The following is a 16,242-nucleotide window of genomic DNA, read 5'->3' on the forward strand; positions in this document are numbered from 1 at the left end:
CCATATCGGGGATGCGGGAAATGTTCCTGGAAAAGGGCTTCAATGATTATATTTCCAAGCCCATAGCACTCAACCAGCTGGATGAAATTCTGCAGAAATGGATTCCCGAGGCAAAAAAGAAGAAGGCCGCATCCCTCTCCGCAGTTTCCCCGAAAACGGCGCCGGTTGCGGTGCCGGGCGCCATTCCGGGGGTGGATACCGCCCGGGGCTTAGCCATGACCGGCGGTACGGAAGCGACCTACCGGAAAGTGCTGGCCTCTTTCCGCATTGACGCCCTGGAACGGCTGCCCCTGTTTGCGCGTGTCCCCGGCGAACAGGAACTTTCCCTGTTTACCACCAACGTTCATGCCCTCAAAAGCGCCGCCGGAACCATCGGGGCCGCCGCCGTATCTCAGGAAGCGGAGGAACTGGAGGCTGCGGGAAAGGCGGGGGATTTGGGGCTTGTCACAGATTTACTGTCAGGATTTTACCGGGACCTTCAAAATCTGGCGGACGGTATAGGTCGGGTCCTGGATGACGGCGCCCTGCAGAATCAGGATAGTGACACTGCGGGAAGTGCCGCCGAATACCTGCCCCTGTTTACAGAACTCGCAGAATCACTGGAACAGGAAGAGATCGGGACTGTGCACCGGCTCCTTGCGGAACTGGAGGCGGCGGCGCTTGACGGAAAAACCCGGGATAGTCTTGCTGCGGTTTCCAACGCAGTTTTAATGATCGACTTTAAAGATGCAATCAAGGCCGTTAAAAGGATATTATCGGAATGAACAGAGCAGTGAATGGTTTCCTGAATACGAGGCATTTGTTCATTATAAACCCGGTTTCTTTTGGACGCCGGACTGATATGGACGCTGTTATGCTCGATATCGAAAACTGTTTTGCCGAGCTGGGCATGCTGGATTACGCTTTCTTTGTCTCGCGTTTTCCGAGAGACGCCATCGGCGAAATCAGAAGATTCGCCGGGGAAGCGGGAAAGAAAAAAACAATCCGTATATATGCCGTTGGCGGAGACGGCATTCTGTTTGACTGCCTGAACGGCGTTATCGGGCTGGAAAATGCGGAACTTGCTGCAATTCCTTACGGAAACAGCAACGATTTTGTCCGCGCCTTTGGCGAAGGGAAGGAAGCCCTGTTCAGGGACATCAAAAAGCAGGCAGTGTCGCCGGTCATTCCCACGGATGTGATATTCTGCGGGAACAATTACGCCTTGAATACCTGTACTATCGGCATGGAAGCCTATGCGGTTCACAAGGCTGCGGAATTACATGCCCTGTATACACCATACCTGACAAAATTTTCTCTCCCCATACGCAAAGCTCTATATGATTTCACATTTTTTTGGGCAGGGGTCATCTCGGCGTTTACCCCGAGTATCATCAAGCAAAAATATACGATTACTATTGACGGTGAAGAATTCAGCGGGAATTACGCGACAATCAACATTGCAAATGGTCCCTGTTATGGGGGTGACAAAAATGCCGCCATCGCCGCTATGCCGGATGACGGGCTGCTTGATGCGCTGCTTTTCAACAGTACCAACAGCCTGAATGTCATACGGATAGGCGCCGATTATCTATACGGAAAATACCGGAAGTATCCTTCATACATCACCTACAAAAGGGCGACCGAAGTTACTGTCCGGTCAGAGGAACCGCTGGTATTGCAATTGGACGGCGAGATATTCCTGGATACGAACATCACGGCCAAAATTATCCCCCGAGCGGTAAAAATCGCTGCCCCCGGCGGTTCGGTATACGAGAGGATGGCGCTACTCCATGAATAAAAGAAACGGATCAGCAAAGGCCCTGGACTCTTTCAATACCCTGATGGCGACAACTCCGAACCTCATAGCCCTGGTGGACGAAATGAACCGGGTGACCTATATCAGCCGTCCCCTGGCAGTGATGGCCCATATTGAGAATTATGAAATGGCCAGAGGACGCCCTCTGATGGATCTGTTCCGCGAAATGGATATCAAGCTCATGATCCGCGATGTTTTAACTACCGAAGGTTTTTATACCGACATGAAGGAACTCAAAATAAACGGCGAATCCCATTATTTTAAAATCGTAGCCGACAAGCTGCGGGGGACTTCCCTTGGCAAATTTATTGACATCAGCGATATTACGCCTATTGTACAGGCAAGATATGAAGCGGAGGCGGCCTCTCAGGCCAAAAGCGATTTTCTTGCAAAGATGAGCCATGAAATACGCACCCCCATGAATGCGATCATCGGGATGTCGGAACTGATACTGCGGGAGGACACTTCCCCTTCGGTGAGTGAAAACGCCGGGAATGTGAAGCAGGCCGGGATGAACCTTTTGTCCATCATCAACGACATCCTGGACTTTTCCAAAATCGAATCGGGTAAAATGGAGATCCTGTCCGAAGAATATTGGCTGGCTTCCCTGCTCCACGATGTAACCAATATCATCCGTATGCGCCTGACCGATAAACCAATCACTTTTACGGTAAACATAAACAGCGCCCTGCCGGGCAGACTAAAGGGCGATGAAACCCGTGTCAGGCAGGTACTTCTGAATTTGCTTTCCAATGCGGTGAAATATACAAAAGAAGGGAGCGTCACCTTCTCGGTTTTCGGATCAGAGGAAGAGGACGGCAGGATCCTTCTAAGCTTTGAGGCGGCGGACACCGGCATTGGTATCAGGGAAGAAGATATGGGGCGGCTCTTTGGAGAATTCACCCAGTTTGACAGCCATGTTAATAAAAGTGTGGAAGGTACGGGGCTGGGACTTGCTATCACCAAACGGCTGTGCCAGGTCATGGGCGGGGATGTGACGGTTTCCAGCGTCTACGGCGAGGGCAGTGTTTTTACGGCATCCTTCCCCCAGGTGATAATCGACCGTACCCCCCTGGGTGAGCTGGGCGATTATACGTACAAATACAACAAAGGACAAAAACCCGGTGTACGGTTTACCGCTCCGGACGCCCGGCTCCTCATCGTTGACGATATTGTTACCAACCTGAATGTAGCCAAAGGTCTCCTGAGTTTATATCAGACGGATATCACCACTGCTACAAGCGGAAAAGAAGCAATAGAACTGATAAAGAAAAACCACTACGATATTGTCTTCATGGACCACATGATGCCCGAAATGGACGGTATTGAAGCGACCGCAGCCATCCGTGCCTGGGAAGATGAACAGCAAACTCCCAAGGAACAAAGTTCCAAGGAATATGCGAAGCATGTTCCAATCATAGCCCTGACCGCGAATGCAGTAACGGGGATGAAGGAAATGTTTTTATCCAAGGACTTTAACGATTACCTTTCCAAGCCCATAGAAATTTCAAAACTTGACGGGATGATGAACAAGTGGATACCTGTTGAAAAGCGGGTAGATGCCAAAGTGGGAACTTCTCCGGAAAGAACTGAGGAAACCACGGATATAAAAATTGACGGGGTGGATACCGCCAGGGGTTTAACCATGACCGGCGGCAGCAAAGCGGCCTATCGTAAAGTGCTGGTCTCCTTCCGCAAAGATGTCTTGGAACGGCTGCCTTCACTGGAGCGCCTTCCCAAGGAACAGGAACTTTCCCTTTTTACCACCAACGTACATGCCCTCAAGAGCGCCGCCGCCACCATCGGAGCCGTCGGGGTATCACATGAGGCGGCGGAGTTGGAGGCCGCAGGAAAAGCAGGGGACTTAACTCGTATCGCAGCGGGGCTGTCTAGATTTTACCGGAACCTGAAAAGCCTGGCAGATCAGTTAACAGACATATTGAACTCTGAAAAGCAGACGGAAGAAACCGGAACAATTTCCACCTCCTGTCTCCCCCTGTTTAAAGAACTCGCAGAAGCCTTAAAACAGGAAGAAATCGGGACCATCCACCGTATCCTCGCGGAATTGGAAGAGAATCCCCTTGACGCCCAAACCAGGAAAGCCCTTGACGAAATTTCTAACGCAGTTTTAATGAGCGAGTTTGAAGATGCTATCAAAAAGACGGATATGCTTCTGGGGGAAACAGAATGATAAAAGAAAACCCAAAAAAAGTTTCACTAACCCTGCGTTTTACGCTTTTTTTTATCATTTTTGTGCTTGCCGTAGTCGCGATCATTATTACCGCCTCCATCCAGCAGATGAGGGACGCCGCAAAAATGACCAGCGCCCGGCTGGGGTTTCCCATTGTAAAGCGGGCCGCCGCACAGATTGACGGCGACGCCTTCGAAAGGCTCTGTAAAACCCTGGACCCCCGGGACCCTTTCTACGAGGAGACCCGGCTTAAACTTTTGGCGATTAGAGAAGAAACCCAATGTCTCTACCTCTACACCATGGCGCCGAAACAGTGGGGAGGGGAACGAGGCCGGGGAAAAGAAAAGATATACCAATTCATTGTTGACGGCGGAAATCCGGAGGAGGAAGGGTTTTCCCCCCTTGGCGCCGAAGAAGATACCAGCTCCTATGATATCGCCTTTCAGTTGGCCTGGGATACAAAATTGCCCCAGTTCGGTACCCTGGAGGTACAGAGCCAGTGGGGCTACACGGTAGGGACCTATATGCCTATCTTAAATTCCGCCGGGGATATTGTCGGTATTATCGGATGCGATTTTGAAGCGGAATCGATTTTTAGCGCCATTCTGGCCCGGATCAAACAACAGGCTGCCCTTTCTACGGCCTTAATCCTTCTTGGTTTTTTTATCTATCTGTTTCTGCTTAAGGGGGTGACGGCTTATAACCGGAACCTTCTGGAATTAAGCAGAAAAGCGGAGGCTGCTTCGGAATCGAAAAGCGCATTTCTTGCCAAAACAAGCCATGAGATCCGTACCCCCATGAATGCGATCATCGGCATGGCGGATATTTTATTGCGCCGGGAACTGTCCCGGGAAAGCCATGAAGATGTGGAAAGTATTAAAAAGGCGGGGATGAATCTGCTCTCCATCATTAATGATATTCTTGATTTTTCAAAAATAGAATCGGGTAAGCTTGATATTGTGAGCAACGATTATACACCGACCTCGATGATCAATGATTGTATCAACATTATCCGCCCCCGCCTTAAAGAATCCCCTGCTTTATTCACAGCCCATATTGACAGCATTCTGCCCCAAACACTTTTCGGTGACGCCACCCGCACCAGGCAGGTGCTTTTGAATCTTCTTTCCAATGCGGTTAAATACACCAAAGAAGGAACCATCACCTTGACGGTTACCGCTCCGCCCATTCCAGACACTGCGGACTCAGTTTTATTAACCATGATGGTTGCCGACACCGGCCAGGGCATACAGATCGAGGATATAGATAAGCTGTTCGGGGATTTCCAGCAGGTAGACCTTAAGCGGAACCAGGGTATTGAGGGAACCGGTCTGGGGCTTGCCATAAGCCGGAGCCTCTGCCGCCTCATGGGCGGGGATATTACGGTCAGCTCGGTTTACGGCAAAGGCAGTGTTTTTACCGCCGCCATACCCCAGAAGATTGTGGATGCCGCACCCATGGCGGAGATAGACCAGCCGGGGAAAAGCCTTGTCCGCTTTACGGCGCCCACCGCAAAAATCCTCATCGTGGATGATATTGTTACCAATTTAAATGTAGCTCAAGGTTTGCTTGCCCCGTATCAAATGGATATCACCACCTGTACCAGTGGAGAAGAAGCGGTCAAGCTGGTTACGGAAAAAGACTACGACCTGATACTCATGGATCACATGATGCCCGGTATAGACGGCGTAGAGGCCACAACATTAATCCGGGCCTGGGAAGACAAACAGCAAATGTCCATGTCGGAGAGATATACGAAGCATATTCCAATCATAGCTTTAACCGCCAACGCAATTTCCGGCATGAAAGAAATGTTTCTGGAGAAGGGTCTTGACGATTATCTTTCCAAGCCCATCGAAATTGCCAAACTTGATGGGATAATGGCCAAATGGATACCCACAGAAAAACAGATAAGCGCCGAAATGGAAACTGTTCCGGTGGAATTGGGCGATGAAACGGCGCCGGATGTCCCGGACATAAAAATAGACGGGGTGGACACCGCAAAGGGTATAGCCATGACCGGCGGGACCGAAGCCGCCTACCGGAAAGTATTAAGCGTCTTTTATCAGGACGTTTTGGACAGGCTGCCCCTGTTTGCCGACATTCCCGATCTGTCCGCCCTTTCCTTTTTTACCACAAATGCTCACGCCCTCAAAAGCGCCGCCGCCACCATCGGGGCCGCCGCCGTATCCGCAGAAGCTGCGGAACTGGAGGCTGCGGGAAAGTCGGAGGACCTGGCGCGTATTATAATGGGGTTATCGGAATTTTACCGGGATCTCAAAAATCTGGCGGATGGTATAGGCCGGGCCTTGTGGGACGATACCCTACAGAATCAAGACGACCCCGTGGGAATGGCCGCCGAATATCTTCCCCTGTTTACGGAGCTCAAGGCAGCGCTGGAACAGGAAAATATCGGGACCGTGCGCCGCCTCTTGACGGAACTGGAGGCTGCGCCGCTTGGCGAGAAAACACGGGAAGTTCTGACAGCGGTTTCCAACGCAGTTTTGATGAGTGAATTTCAGGAAGCAATCGAAAAGCTGACGGCAATTCGCCAGACATAAGGGAAAAAGCAATTGAAAAGTAAAGCCGCGCTGAAACAAGCTGTCAGTAAGAATTATTCCCAGTTCGTTTTTGTTTTCGCAGCTTTTTTATTAATGACACTGGCGGGCGGATTTTTTGTCGGCAATATTCTTCGTAACCGCCTGCGGGAAGAAACGGAAGCAATACTGTTTTCCGCCGAGGCGAATATAAATGCAGCCTTGAGCGAAGTGGAATCCATACTCCTCAATTCCCAGTTCATAATTGTAAATATGATTGGAAGAGGAGCATCCCAGGAGGAAATCCTCGCCTATCTGAACGAAACTACCACCTGGATGTCTCGGCGTGAAGGAGGACTCCTAAAAATTTACGGGATCTACGGTTATATCCGGGGGAAATTGATAGATGGCATGAATATTAACCCCGATGAAACCTATATACCCCAAAGACAGCCCTGGTATCAGACAGCGATACGGAGCGGCAACAAGATTTCCTATATCGTTCCTTATGCGGACAGATCCACCGGGAACACCATTGTTTCTGTGGTTAAAAATATTGCAAACTCCCAGGGAGACATGTACGGGATTCTTGTGGTGGATGTAGATATATCCTGGATCCAGGATTATATCAAATCCATGCATCTGACGCCGAGAGGATACGGTATGATCGTCAGCCAGAGTATGATGTTGATATCAAATCCGCATGTTGAACACGGGCAATTTATGTCCCGGGAGCTTCAATTACAGGACTTAGGAACCGATTACCAGGAAATATCCCGAACGCTCCGGGGAGGGGAAAATATAAGCGCCCGGCGGATCAGGGATACCGATGGTTCCGGGGTGATTGTTTTTTTCCGGAAAATATTCAATGGATGGTACCTGGGGCTTATTACCCCCTATGCCCGTTTCTACCGTGATCTTTCTTACACCATGGCGGTCCTTTCGGCATTGGGGATTATCCTGGCTTTTTCTTTAAGCTTTATTCTTTTACGAATCACCAGCGCAAAAATACAGTCCGACGAAGAAAACAAATCAAAATCCTCGTTCCTGGCCCAGATGAGCCATGAGATACGTACCCCAATGAACGCCATTATCGGCATCAGTGAACTTGCTTTACGGGAAGATAATTCCCCAAAAACAACGGAATATTTAGGCGGTATCAGGCATGCCGGAGGAAACCTCCTTTCCATCATCAACGATATTCTGGACTTTTCAAAAATCGAATCCGGTAAGATAGATATCATCCCCGCTGAATATATCTTTGCCTCCTTGCTAAACGACTGCATCAGTATAGTCCGCACACGGCTTACGGGAAAATCCGTAGCTTTACTGACAAAAATTAACAGTCGCCTGCCCGCCGTTTTCGCAGGTGATGAATCCAGAATACGGCAGGTGCTGCTGAATCTGCTGAGCAATGCGGTTAAGTATACCCAGAATGGCTATATTACCCTGTCTATTACAAATAGTAATACTACCGGCACTGTTTCCGACAAGACTGATGGAAGCATGGTACAAGCATCGAATGGGGATACAATACTCATTAACTTTGAGATCGCCGATACCGGGATTGGCATAAAAGAAGAGGATATGGATAAACTCTTCAGCGATTTTCACCGGATCGACCAAACGGCAAATCGCGGCATTGAGGGGACCGGCCTGGGGCTTGCCATAGCCCGGAATCTCTGCCGCCTCATGGGTGGGGATATTACGGTTAAATCAACCTACGGCAAGGGTACCGTATTCACCGCAACGATACCTCAACAGGTAATGAATAATGATCCCTTCGCAGAAGTGCGGGAAGCAAAAACAAAAAATGTATTGGTCTATGAAACCATTAAAGAATATGCGGAATCTATTGTTTATTCCGTGGAAACCCTGGGCGTACCCTGCACCCTGGCGGAGAGTCAGGAGAAATTGCTTTCATCCCTGAAGAACAACATGTATCAATATGCGATGGTAAGGTCACCCCTATTCGGGGACTTACAAAACCTGATACAGAATACGGTTATGCCCGCAAAGCCGGTTCTGGTACTATTGGCGGATCAGGACGAGGCGGTCTCAATACCGGACATAAAAACTATTATTATGCCTCCGCATCCCCTCACTATTGCCCGGATGCTCAACGACGAAATAGACAGTTCCGGCGGAGTTCAGCATAAAAAAGTAACCATTACGTTTACTGCCCCGGAAACACAGATACTGCTGGTGGATGATGTCTCAACTAACCTTATCGTAGCAGAGGGGCTTTTGGCGCCCTATCAGGCAAACGTTGACCGTTGCGGCTCCGGGGAGGCGGCGATTAAGTCTGTGCGGAAGCGGCCATACGACATTATTTTTATGGATCACATGATGCCGGGAATGGACGGCCTGGAAGCAACCGCAGCAATCCGTGCTCTACCTCTCCCCTACGTACGGGATATGCCCATCATCGCTCTGACCGCAAATGCGGTTTCCGGCATGAAGGAGATGTTTTTATCAAAGGGGTTTAACGATTATCTTTCAAAGCCCATAGAAATTTCAAAACTGGACGAAATTATGGAGAAGTGGATACCAGCGGAGAAAAAATATAAAAACGAAGAGGTTCCAAAGGATGAAGAAAGCCTTCAAATACAGCCCGGCTCTGATTATTTGCCGCTCACAAACATTGGTGTGGATGTCAAACATGGAATAGAAGCAACCGGCGGTACAGATGAAGGGTATAAGATGATATTAACCATGTTTTGCAGCGACGTAAAGGAACGGCTTGCCCTGTTCGAGACAACACCTACGGAAGAAACAATATCGCTTTTTACAATTCACGTACACGCCTTAAAAGGTGTGGCAGCGGCCATAGGGGCAGAAAAGTTGTCTAACAATGCAGCGGAACTTGAAGCGGCCGGTAGAGCGGGGAATCTGGAACTTATAGAAAAATCGGTTGGCAATTTTTGTCAGGATCTTAAAGATACGGTTGTACAAATTGAACAGGTATTGGAACTTCCGAACGAAACAAAGGACAATGAATAAAAGGAGAATTGTAATATGGGAAGCGAACAGGAATTAATCATTCTAGTGGATGATAATCCCACCAATTTAATGAACGGGATCAATGTATTAAGCGCGAAATAGGGCCCTATTCCGTAAACACAGCCTTAATATCGATAACGCATCCCGGCAATACCGACACCGGCACGGTTCCCGGCCCTTCCAAATCGTAGAGGCTGGTGATGTACCGGGACCTCTGCTTATCGGTCTGATCCAGAATATGGACCTGTATGCTCCGGGATTCGGGATCCACGGTCCAGTATTCCCTCACCCCTGCTTTGAGGTATTTGTTAAACTTATACACCAGATCATGCTGGGTGTTAGAGGGAGACAGGATTTCGATTATCAGATCCGGCGCGCCGTTACAGCCCCGTTTATCCAGTTTGGAGAGGTCGCAAATCACGGTAATATCCGGCTCTACCACCGTGTCATCGCTTAGATCATCTTTGGGGAAAAGCCTGACCCCAAAGGGACCGGGGTAAACCTTTTCAGGTCTCCCTTTCAAAAAACCCTTTAGCTGGTATGCCAATTCAACGGCGATCCCCTGATGATACGTCGCCGGAGGGTCCGCCACAAAAAGGGCTCCGTCAATGATTTCCGCCCGGTAACTCTCGTCCCATTGGAGCATATCCGCATAGGTATAGCACGGCTCCGTCTCTTTCATTGCTGCAAGTTCAGCCACAATAATCCATCCTTCTTAACAAATGTATAGTATACCCTTTATTTTGTCAAGATTCCATATTCTCCTTGCCTTAGCCAGTCCTATCTTAGTATTTTATAGTATCATCTACAACTAAATATCACATAAAGGAGTCTCTCCCATGGCCCAACACCAATTTCAGACCGAAGTAAGCAGGCTTCTGCACCTTATCATTCATTCCCTCTACTCTAACCGGGAAATTTTCCTCCGGGAGCTCGTGTCCAACGCCTCCGACGCCCTGGACAAGCTCAAGTACCTCACCGTGGCGGACGATGCCTATAAATCTATCAGTTTTGACCCCCGGATCGACATTGCCTTCCATAAAGATGAAAAGGCGGGGGCATCGACCCTCACCATCGCGGATAACGGTATCGGCATGAACGAGGCGGACTTGGCGGATTCCCTGGGAACCATAGCCCGGTCGGGAACCCGGAGCTTCCTGGATAAACTGGCGGCGGATGCGAAAAAAGACTCCAACCTCATCGGCCAGTTCGGGGTGGGCTTCTACTCCGCCTTCATGGTAGCAGACAAAATTGAAGTGATTAGCCGCAAGGCCGGGGAAGAAGCGGCCTGGAAGTGGACCAGCGATGGGAAGGACGGGTATGACATCGAGAGCGCCCAGCGGGATACCCAGGGCTCCACGGTGATCCTCCACCTTACCGAGGAAGGGACCGAGTACGCCAACCGCTGGTCCATCGAAGATATTATCAAGCGTTACTCCAACCATGTGGCCTTCCCCATCTTTCTCACCTACGACGAGAAGGAATATGACGACAAGGGCAAAGAGAAGGGCTCCAAGACAAAGACGGACCGGATCAATTCGGGTACCGCCATTTGGCGGCGCTCCAAGTCGGAGTTGAAGGACGAAGACTACAACGAGTTCTACAAGCAGTTGGGACACGACACCGACGAACCCCTCTTCTATGTCCACACTAAAGCTGAGGGGACCATGGAATACTCCACCCTGTTTTATATCCCCAAGAAAGCCCCCTTCGATATGTACAACGCGGACTACAAGCCCGGGGTCAAGCTCTACGTAAAACGGGTCTTCATCACCGATGACGACAAGGAGCTCATGCCCACCTGGCTGCGCTTTGTCCGGGGGGTCATCGATTCGGAGGACCTGCCCCTGAACGTGAGCCGGGAAATACTCCAGCAGAATAAGGTACTCCTTAATATCAAAAACGGATCGGTAAAAAAACTGCTGGGGGAATTTAAAACCCTCTCGGATAATAATAAGGAAAAGTGGGAAACCTTTATTGCCCAGTACAACCGGCCCCTCAAGGAAGGGCTCTACCAGGACTATGCCAACCGGGAGGCGATCCTGGAACTGGTCCGGTTTAAGAGCACCACCACAGACGGCTGGATCAGCCTGGCGGACTATGTTTCCCGGATGAAGAGCGATCAAAAACACATTTACTATATAACCGGCGGCGACGAAAAAACCCTCAAGGCCTCTCCCTTACTGGAAGCCTATACCGCCAATGGCATTGAGGTCCTCATCATGGATGATGAGATCGACGATATCGTCATCCCCTCGGTGGGACGCTACAAGAGACCCGGCGCGGCGGAAGGGGAATCCCAGGAGTTTGAACTTAAGGCGGTGAACCGGGCCGGGGCTGACGAGGAGCTTGGGGAGAAGAAGGATAAGACCGCAGAAAAAGAAAGCAAGCCTATCATTGAGAAGCTCAAGAAGGCTCTGGGAGAACGGGTAAAGGATGTAAAACTTTCCCGGCGGCTCCACGACTCCCCTTCCTGTATCGTTGCGGACGAGAATGATCCCACCATGCAGATGGCCCAGATGCTCAAGGCCATGGGCCAGGCCGAAATGCCCGAGATAAAGCCCATCCTGGAAGTAAACGGCGACCACCCCATCGTGGCCGGCCTCCGGGATGTGGAGGATGATAACCGAATCGCCGATGTTGCCGGGGTCCTCCTGGATCAGGCTTTGCTGGTGGAGGGTATCAAAATCAAGGATCCGGCGGACTTCGTAAAACGCCTGAACCGCTTGCTGGTCAAATAAGGCGCCGGGGCTAAAGCGCCTTACTTTTATCTCCTTTGCCGTCAATACCGGGGCTGGACCAGCCGATATTATAGATAAGACTATACCCCGGAACTCGGTAGTGTTATAATTAATAGGCACAGGAGAAGACCATGTTAAAAAAGGCGGCCCTGCTGGTAACGATTCTTATGCTTTGTGTCCTTACCGCCTGTGTTTCGACCCCTGATGATAGTTTGCATGACCAGGATGATAAGCGGGAGATCTCTCCCGATTCCTATGAACCGGACAGCAGGAATTCTCCGGTAAAAGTCAAACAGGATGAATGGATTTCCCGGGCCCTCCATGCAAATGATAGTGACTGGTTTTCCTTTACCCCCGAAACAGCGGGGCTCCTGGTTGCGGAAACCGATGGGGATACAGACACGGTTCTGGAACTCTACCAGGACCGTACCCTGCTTCGGGAAAACGACGATGTCGGTAATAACATCAACGCCAAAATTGAGTATTTTGTCAATTCCGGAGTTAACTACCTTATAAAAGCCTCGGGAGTACGTCTGGCCGAAGCGACGGAAAATGCCACGGGGCTCTACCGGTTCCGGGTCACCCTGGAACCCATGCCCACGGGAAAGGCCTCGGCGAACAATACCCTGGAACAGGCTGAACGTATCAACATGGGAGAAACCATCACGGCGTATTTTCTCAATAACGATGATATCCACTGGTATACTACGTCCGCAGAAGGTGCAGGCCGTATTAGGGTCAATACCGAAGGAACTCTGGATACCCTCCTTGAGGTTTACGATAAGTGGGAAGAACTGATTGGCCGGGACGATGACTCAGGCTATCAGGGTAACGCTAAGGTTGTGGCGGACATACTCAGCGCCGGGCCGGTGTACTTCAAGGTAAGCGCGTACCAGGGGGCTACCGGCAGGTATTACCTTAGAACCCAATTCCGGGCTCCGATAAAACCCGATCCCTATGAGAACGATAACAACCTCGTGGGCGCGAAAGAAATCCAGCCCGGCGCATCCCAGGCGCGGAATTTTACCGATGCCGGAGATATAGACTGGGTGCGGCTACAGATTACCCAAGAAGGAAACTACGAAATCCTTGCCAAGGCGGAGGATAATTACCTGGATACCTATATTGAACTATTTGACGCCGATGGCGAATTAATAGCCAAGGATGATGATAGCGGCGGCTTTTGGAATGCGCTCCTCAAGGTTGATCTGAGTCCCGGAACCTACTATATCAAAGTAAGCACCGTCGATAAGGATCCCCTGGAAACCAATGATTACACCCTAAGTGTCTCGTCCGGTAACTAAATCCGATGACGATAAAAAGGAGCTGACATGCGTTGCTTTTTAAAATATTCCCTGATGTTTTGTTGTCTAAACCTAAGCTTTAGTCTTTATGCACAGAATTATGCCGGCGATTCCTACGAACCGGACAGCGAAACAAAGCCGGTTCCGGTTCAACTGGGAACCTGGATGTCCCGGGCCCTCCATGCAGGTGACGGGGATTGGTTTAGTATACGGCCTGCCTCCGACGGCCTCCTTATTGCAGAAACCAGCGGGGAAAGGGACACCATTATCTCCCTATATAAGGGGAACGAGATTGTGGCCCAGAACGATGACAACGAGGACGATACTAACGCCCTCCTTGCATATCCCATCCAATCCGGTGTGGGTTATACAATTTGTGTGGAAGGATACGATGATTCGGAAATTGGCCCCTACCGCTTCCGGGCATCCCTTGAACCCATCAGGGATAGTGGAGAACCAAACAATGTCCCTTCCCAGGCAACGCCCTTTAGTCCCGGAAGCCCGCGCACGGCATACTTTCTCGATCCGGATGATGTGGACTGGTACCGCTATACGGTTCCCAGTTCCGGGACCCTGGTGGTCTACACTGAAGGAATGATTGATACCATCATCGCCGTTTATGACGCCGCCGACAATCTCATAGCCGAGGATGATGACTCCGGCGATAGTGACAATGCCCGCGCTTCCGCTAAGGTAAGTCCGGGGACGGTGTTTATCAGAGTAAGCGCCTATGACGGGCAGCTGGGGAAATACACCTTACAAGCCCACCTCTATGATCCGGCCAAACCGGACCGTTTTGAAAATGACGACACCAAGGAGCGTGCCAAGGACATAAGCTTGGATGTCTCCCAGGAACGAAACTTTACCGATGCCTCGGACGAAGACTGGGTACGGCTGCAGATTATCAAGCGGGGAGTCTACGATATTTATGCTAAGGCGGAGGACAGTAACCTGGACACCTACCTGGAATTGTACAATGCCGACGATGAACTTGTTGATGCGAATGATGACTGGGCCGGGGATATCACAATGAATGCCCGGCTCTGGCTGGAGCTCAACCCCGGGACCTACTACATTAAGGTAAGCACCCTCAGTTCGGACCCAATAAATATCAGCGCCTATGTTTTAAGCGTTACAAATACTTTAAACGTTACAAAATGAAACGACAGCGGGATTTTATTTTTAAGTGTACCGGCTGCGGTCACGAGGAACCTAAATGGCTTGGCCGCTGTCCCGAGTGCGGTGAATGGAATACCCTTATTGAAACGCCGGTAAGCGCGGGCCGCTCCGGAAGCACCGGCCGGTCCGGCGGGCGTAACAACCCTCCCCCCCAGTCCTTTCCCCTGTCGTCGGTGGACCCCCAGGAGGGGACCCGCATCAGCAGCGGTATCGGCGAACTGGACCGGGTTCTGGGAGGCGGTATCATGAAGCGGTCCGCCATACTGGTGGGTGGCGAGCCGGGTATCGGGAAGTCCACCCTGCTGCTCCAGGCTGCAGCGGCGGTGGAAACAAAGGGCCGTATCCTCTATGTTTCCGGGGAAGAATCCGCCGGGCAGGTACGGATGCGGGCGGATCGCCTGGGCCTGCGCTGCGAGGGCATTGAAATCTGCTGTACCGGCCGGCTTGAGGAAATCGAAACCATCCTGGAGGCGGTAAAGCCGGTGATCGTCATGGTGGACTCCGCCCAGACCCTGCATACCGACCAGGCCGGATTGGTGCCAGGCACCGTTAATCAGATGAAGTACTGTTCCTGGGAGCTCATCTCCTGGGTTAAGGAGCATGACGCCGCCCTTTTTCTCACCGCCCATGTAACCAAGGAGGGCGTCATTTCCGGGCCAAAGACCCTGGAACATATGGTAGATACGGTGTTGTACTTTGAGGGCGCCGTATCCGCGGCCAACGATGGGGACAGCCGTTTCCTCAGGGCTGCGAAAAACCGCTTCGGTTCGGTGGACGAGATCGGGATATTTACCATGGGGGAACGGGGCCTTCAGGCAGTAGCCGATCCCTCGTTACTCTTTCTGGTACAACGGGAAGGGGGGCTTCCTCCGGGGACAGCCATCGCGGCGGTTCTGGAAGGGTCCCGGCCCCTTTTGGTAGAAATCCAGGCCTTAGCGGTACCCGCCAAAGGTTCCATGAGCCGGGTTTTCTCAGACCGCATCGATTCCGCCCGGGTTTCCCGGGTAGCCGCTACCCTTGAAAAACATCTGAACCTGCGGCTTTCGGACCATGACCTGTACATAAACGTGGCCGGGGGAATACGCATCGCCGAAGTGGGGGTGGAACTCGCCTTAGCCATGGCCATCTATTCCGCCAGAACCGGTCTGACACTGCCGGCCTTCACCGCCATTGCGGGGGAACTATCTTTGGCGGGAGAACTGCGTCCCATACGGCGGCTGGCATCGCGGATTAAGGCTGCCGGAAATCTGGGTTTTGAAAACTTCCTGAGTCCGGCGCCGGCTAACGCAGGAACTGAACCGGAAACGGAAATGACTGGATTACGCGCCGTTGGGGATTTAAAATCCGCAATAAAGGTTCTTTTTTCGTAAAAAAATCCAATTTTATCTTGACGACTACCAAAAACTAGGATAATTTTAATATGACAGGAATCAATTTTTGAGTGTTTTGCATTGTGGCGGTTTTGGTAACGGCCTACCGGTTATGAATC

Annotated in this window: 10 protein-coding genes; 9 read left to right on the forward strand and 1 reads right to left on the reverse strand. The window is 50.9% G+C overall.

What is annotated here, in order from left to right; translation table 11 throughout:
- From LQZ19_RS13740 to LQZ19_RS13760, 5 genes are all read left to right on the forward strand, one after another.
- Nucleotides 1-764: Hpt domain-containing protein (locus tag LQZ19_RS13740; protein WP_411048248.1), on the forward strand; the 764-nt coding region annotated here is incomplete at its 5' end.
- Nucleotides 761-1,780 carry a diacylglycerol/lipid kinase family protein gene (locus LQZ19_RS13745; RefSeq protein WP_411048249.1) on the forward strand — a complete coding sequence of 340 codons (1,020 nt, stop codon included), beginning with the start codon at nt 761-763 and terminating at the stop codon, nt 1,778-1,780. The genes LQZ19_RS13740 and LQZ19_RS13745, both read left to right, overlap by 4 nt.
- Entirely contained in the window at nt 1,773-3,989 is a 2,217-nt protein-coding gene (locus tag LQZ19_RS13750; RefSeq protein ID WP_411048250.1) for an ATP-binding protein, read from the forward strand. Before LQZ19_RS13745 ends, LQZ19_RS13750 begins: the two co-directional genes overlap by 8 nt.
- The gene (locus LQZ19_RS13755) at nt 3,986-6,550 is read left to right on the forward strand and encodes an ATP-binding protein (RefSeq protein ID WP_411048251.1); all 2,565 of its coding nucleotides are present in this window, start codon (nt 3,986-3,988) and stop codon (nt 6,548-6,550) included. The genes LQZ19_RS13750 and LQZ19_RS13755 overlap by 4 nt, the downstream gene beginning before the upstream one ends.
- A 12-nt stretch (nt 6,551-6,562) precedes the next feature.
- A complete protein-coding gene (locus LQZ19_RS13760) occupies nt 6,563-9,529 on the forward strand; it encodes an ATP-binding protein (protein ID WP_411048252.1) in 2,967 nt (988 codons plus the stop codon).
- Nucleotides 9,530-9,635: 106 nt separating this feature from the next.
- On the opposite strand, the gene LQZ19_RS13765 is transcribed toward LQZ19_RS13760, so the two are convergent.
- Nucleotides 9,636-10,229: a Uma2 family endonuclease gene (locus LQZ19_RS13765; RefSeq protein WP_411048253.1), complete on the reverse strand. Its 594-nt coding sequence runs from the start codon at nt 10,227-10,229 to the stop codon at nt 9,636-9,638.
- Between the two features lie 139 nt (nt 10,230-10,368).
- Between LQZ19_RS13765 and htpG the strand changes: the two genes are divergently transcribed.
- The 4 genes from htpG to radA all read left to right on the forward strand — a co-directional run bounded on the left by htpG (nt 10,369) and on the right by radA (nt 16,123).
- Entirely contained in the window at nt 10,369-12,270 is a 1,902-nt protein-coding gene (gene htpG, locus LQZ19_RS13770) for a molecular chaperone HtpG (protein WP_411048254.1), read from the forward strand.
- Nucleotides 12,271-12,401: 131 nt separating this feature from the next.
- The gene (locus LQZ19_RS13775; protein ID WP_411048255.1) at nt 12,402-13,574 is read left to right on the forward strand and encodes a DVUA0089 family protein; all 1,173 of its coding nucleotides are present in this window, start codon (nt 12,402-12,404) and stop codon (nt 13,572-13,574) included.
- A gap of 27 nt (nt 13,575-13,601) precedes the next feature.
- A complete protein-coding gene (locus tag LQZ19_RS13780) occupies nt 13,602-14,735 on the forward strand; it encodes a PPC domain-containing protein (RefSeq protein ID WP_411048256.1) in 1,134 nt (377 codons plus the stop codon).
- The gene (gene radA, locus LQZ19_RS13785; protein ID WP_411048257.1) at nt 14,732-16,123 is read left to right on the forward strand and encodes a DNA repair protein RadA; all 1,392 of its coding nucleotides are present in this window, start codon (nt 14,732-14,734) and stop codon (nt 16,121-16,123) included. The genes LQZ19_RS13780 and radA overlap by 4 nt, the downstream gene beginning before the upstream one ends.
- Nucleotides 16,124-16,242: the final 119 nt, after the last annotated feature.

It is taken from the genome of Treponema primitia (genome assembly GCF_046533075.1).
Classification (GTDB): Bacteria; Spirochaetota; Spirochaetia; order Treponematales; family Breznakiellaceae; genus Termitinema; species Termitinema primitia_B.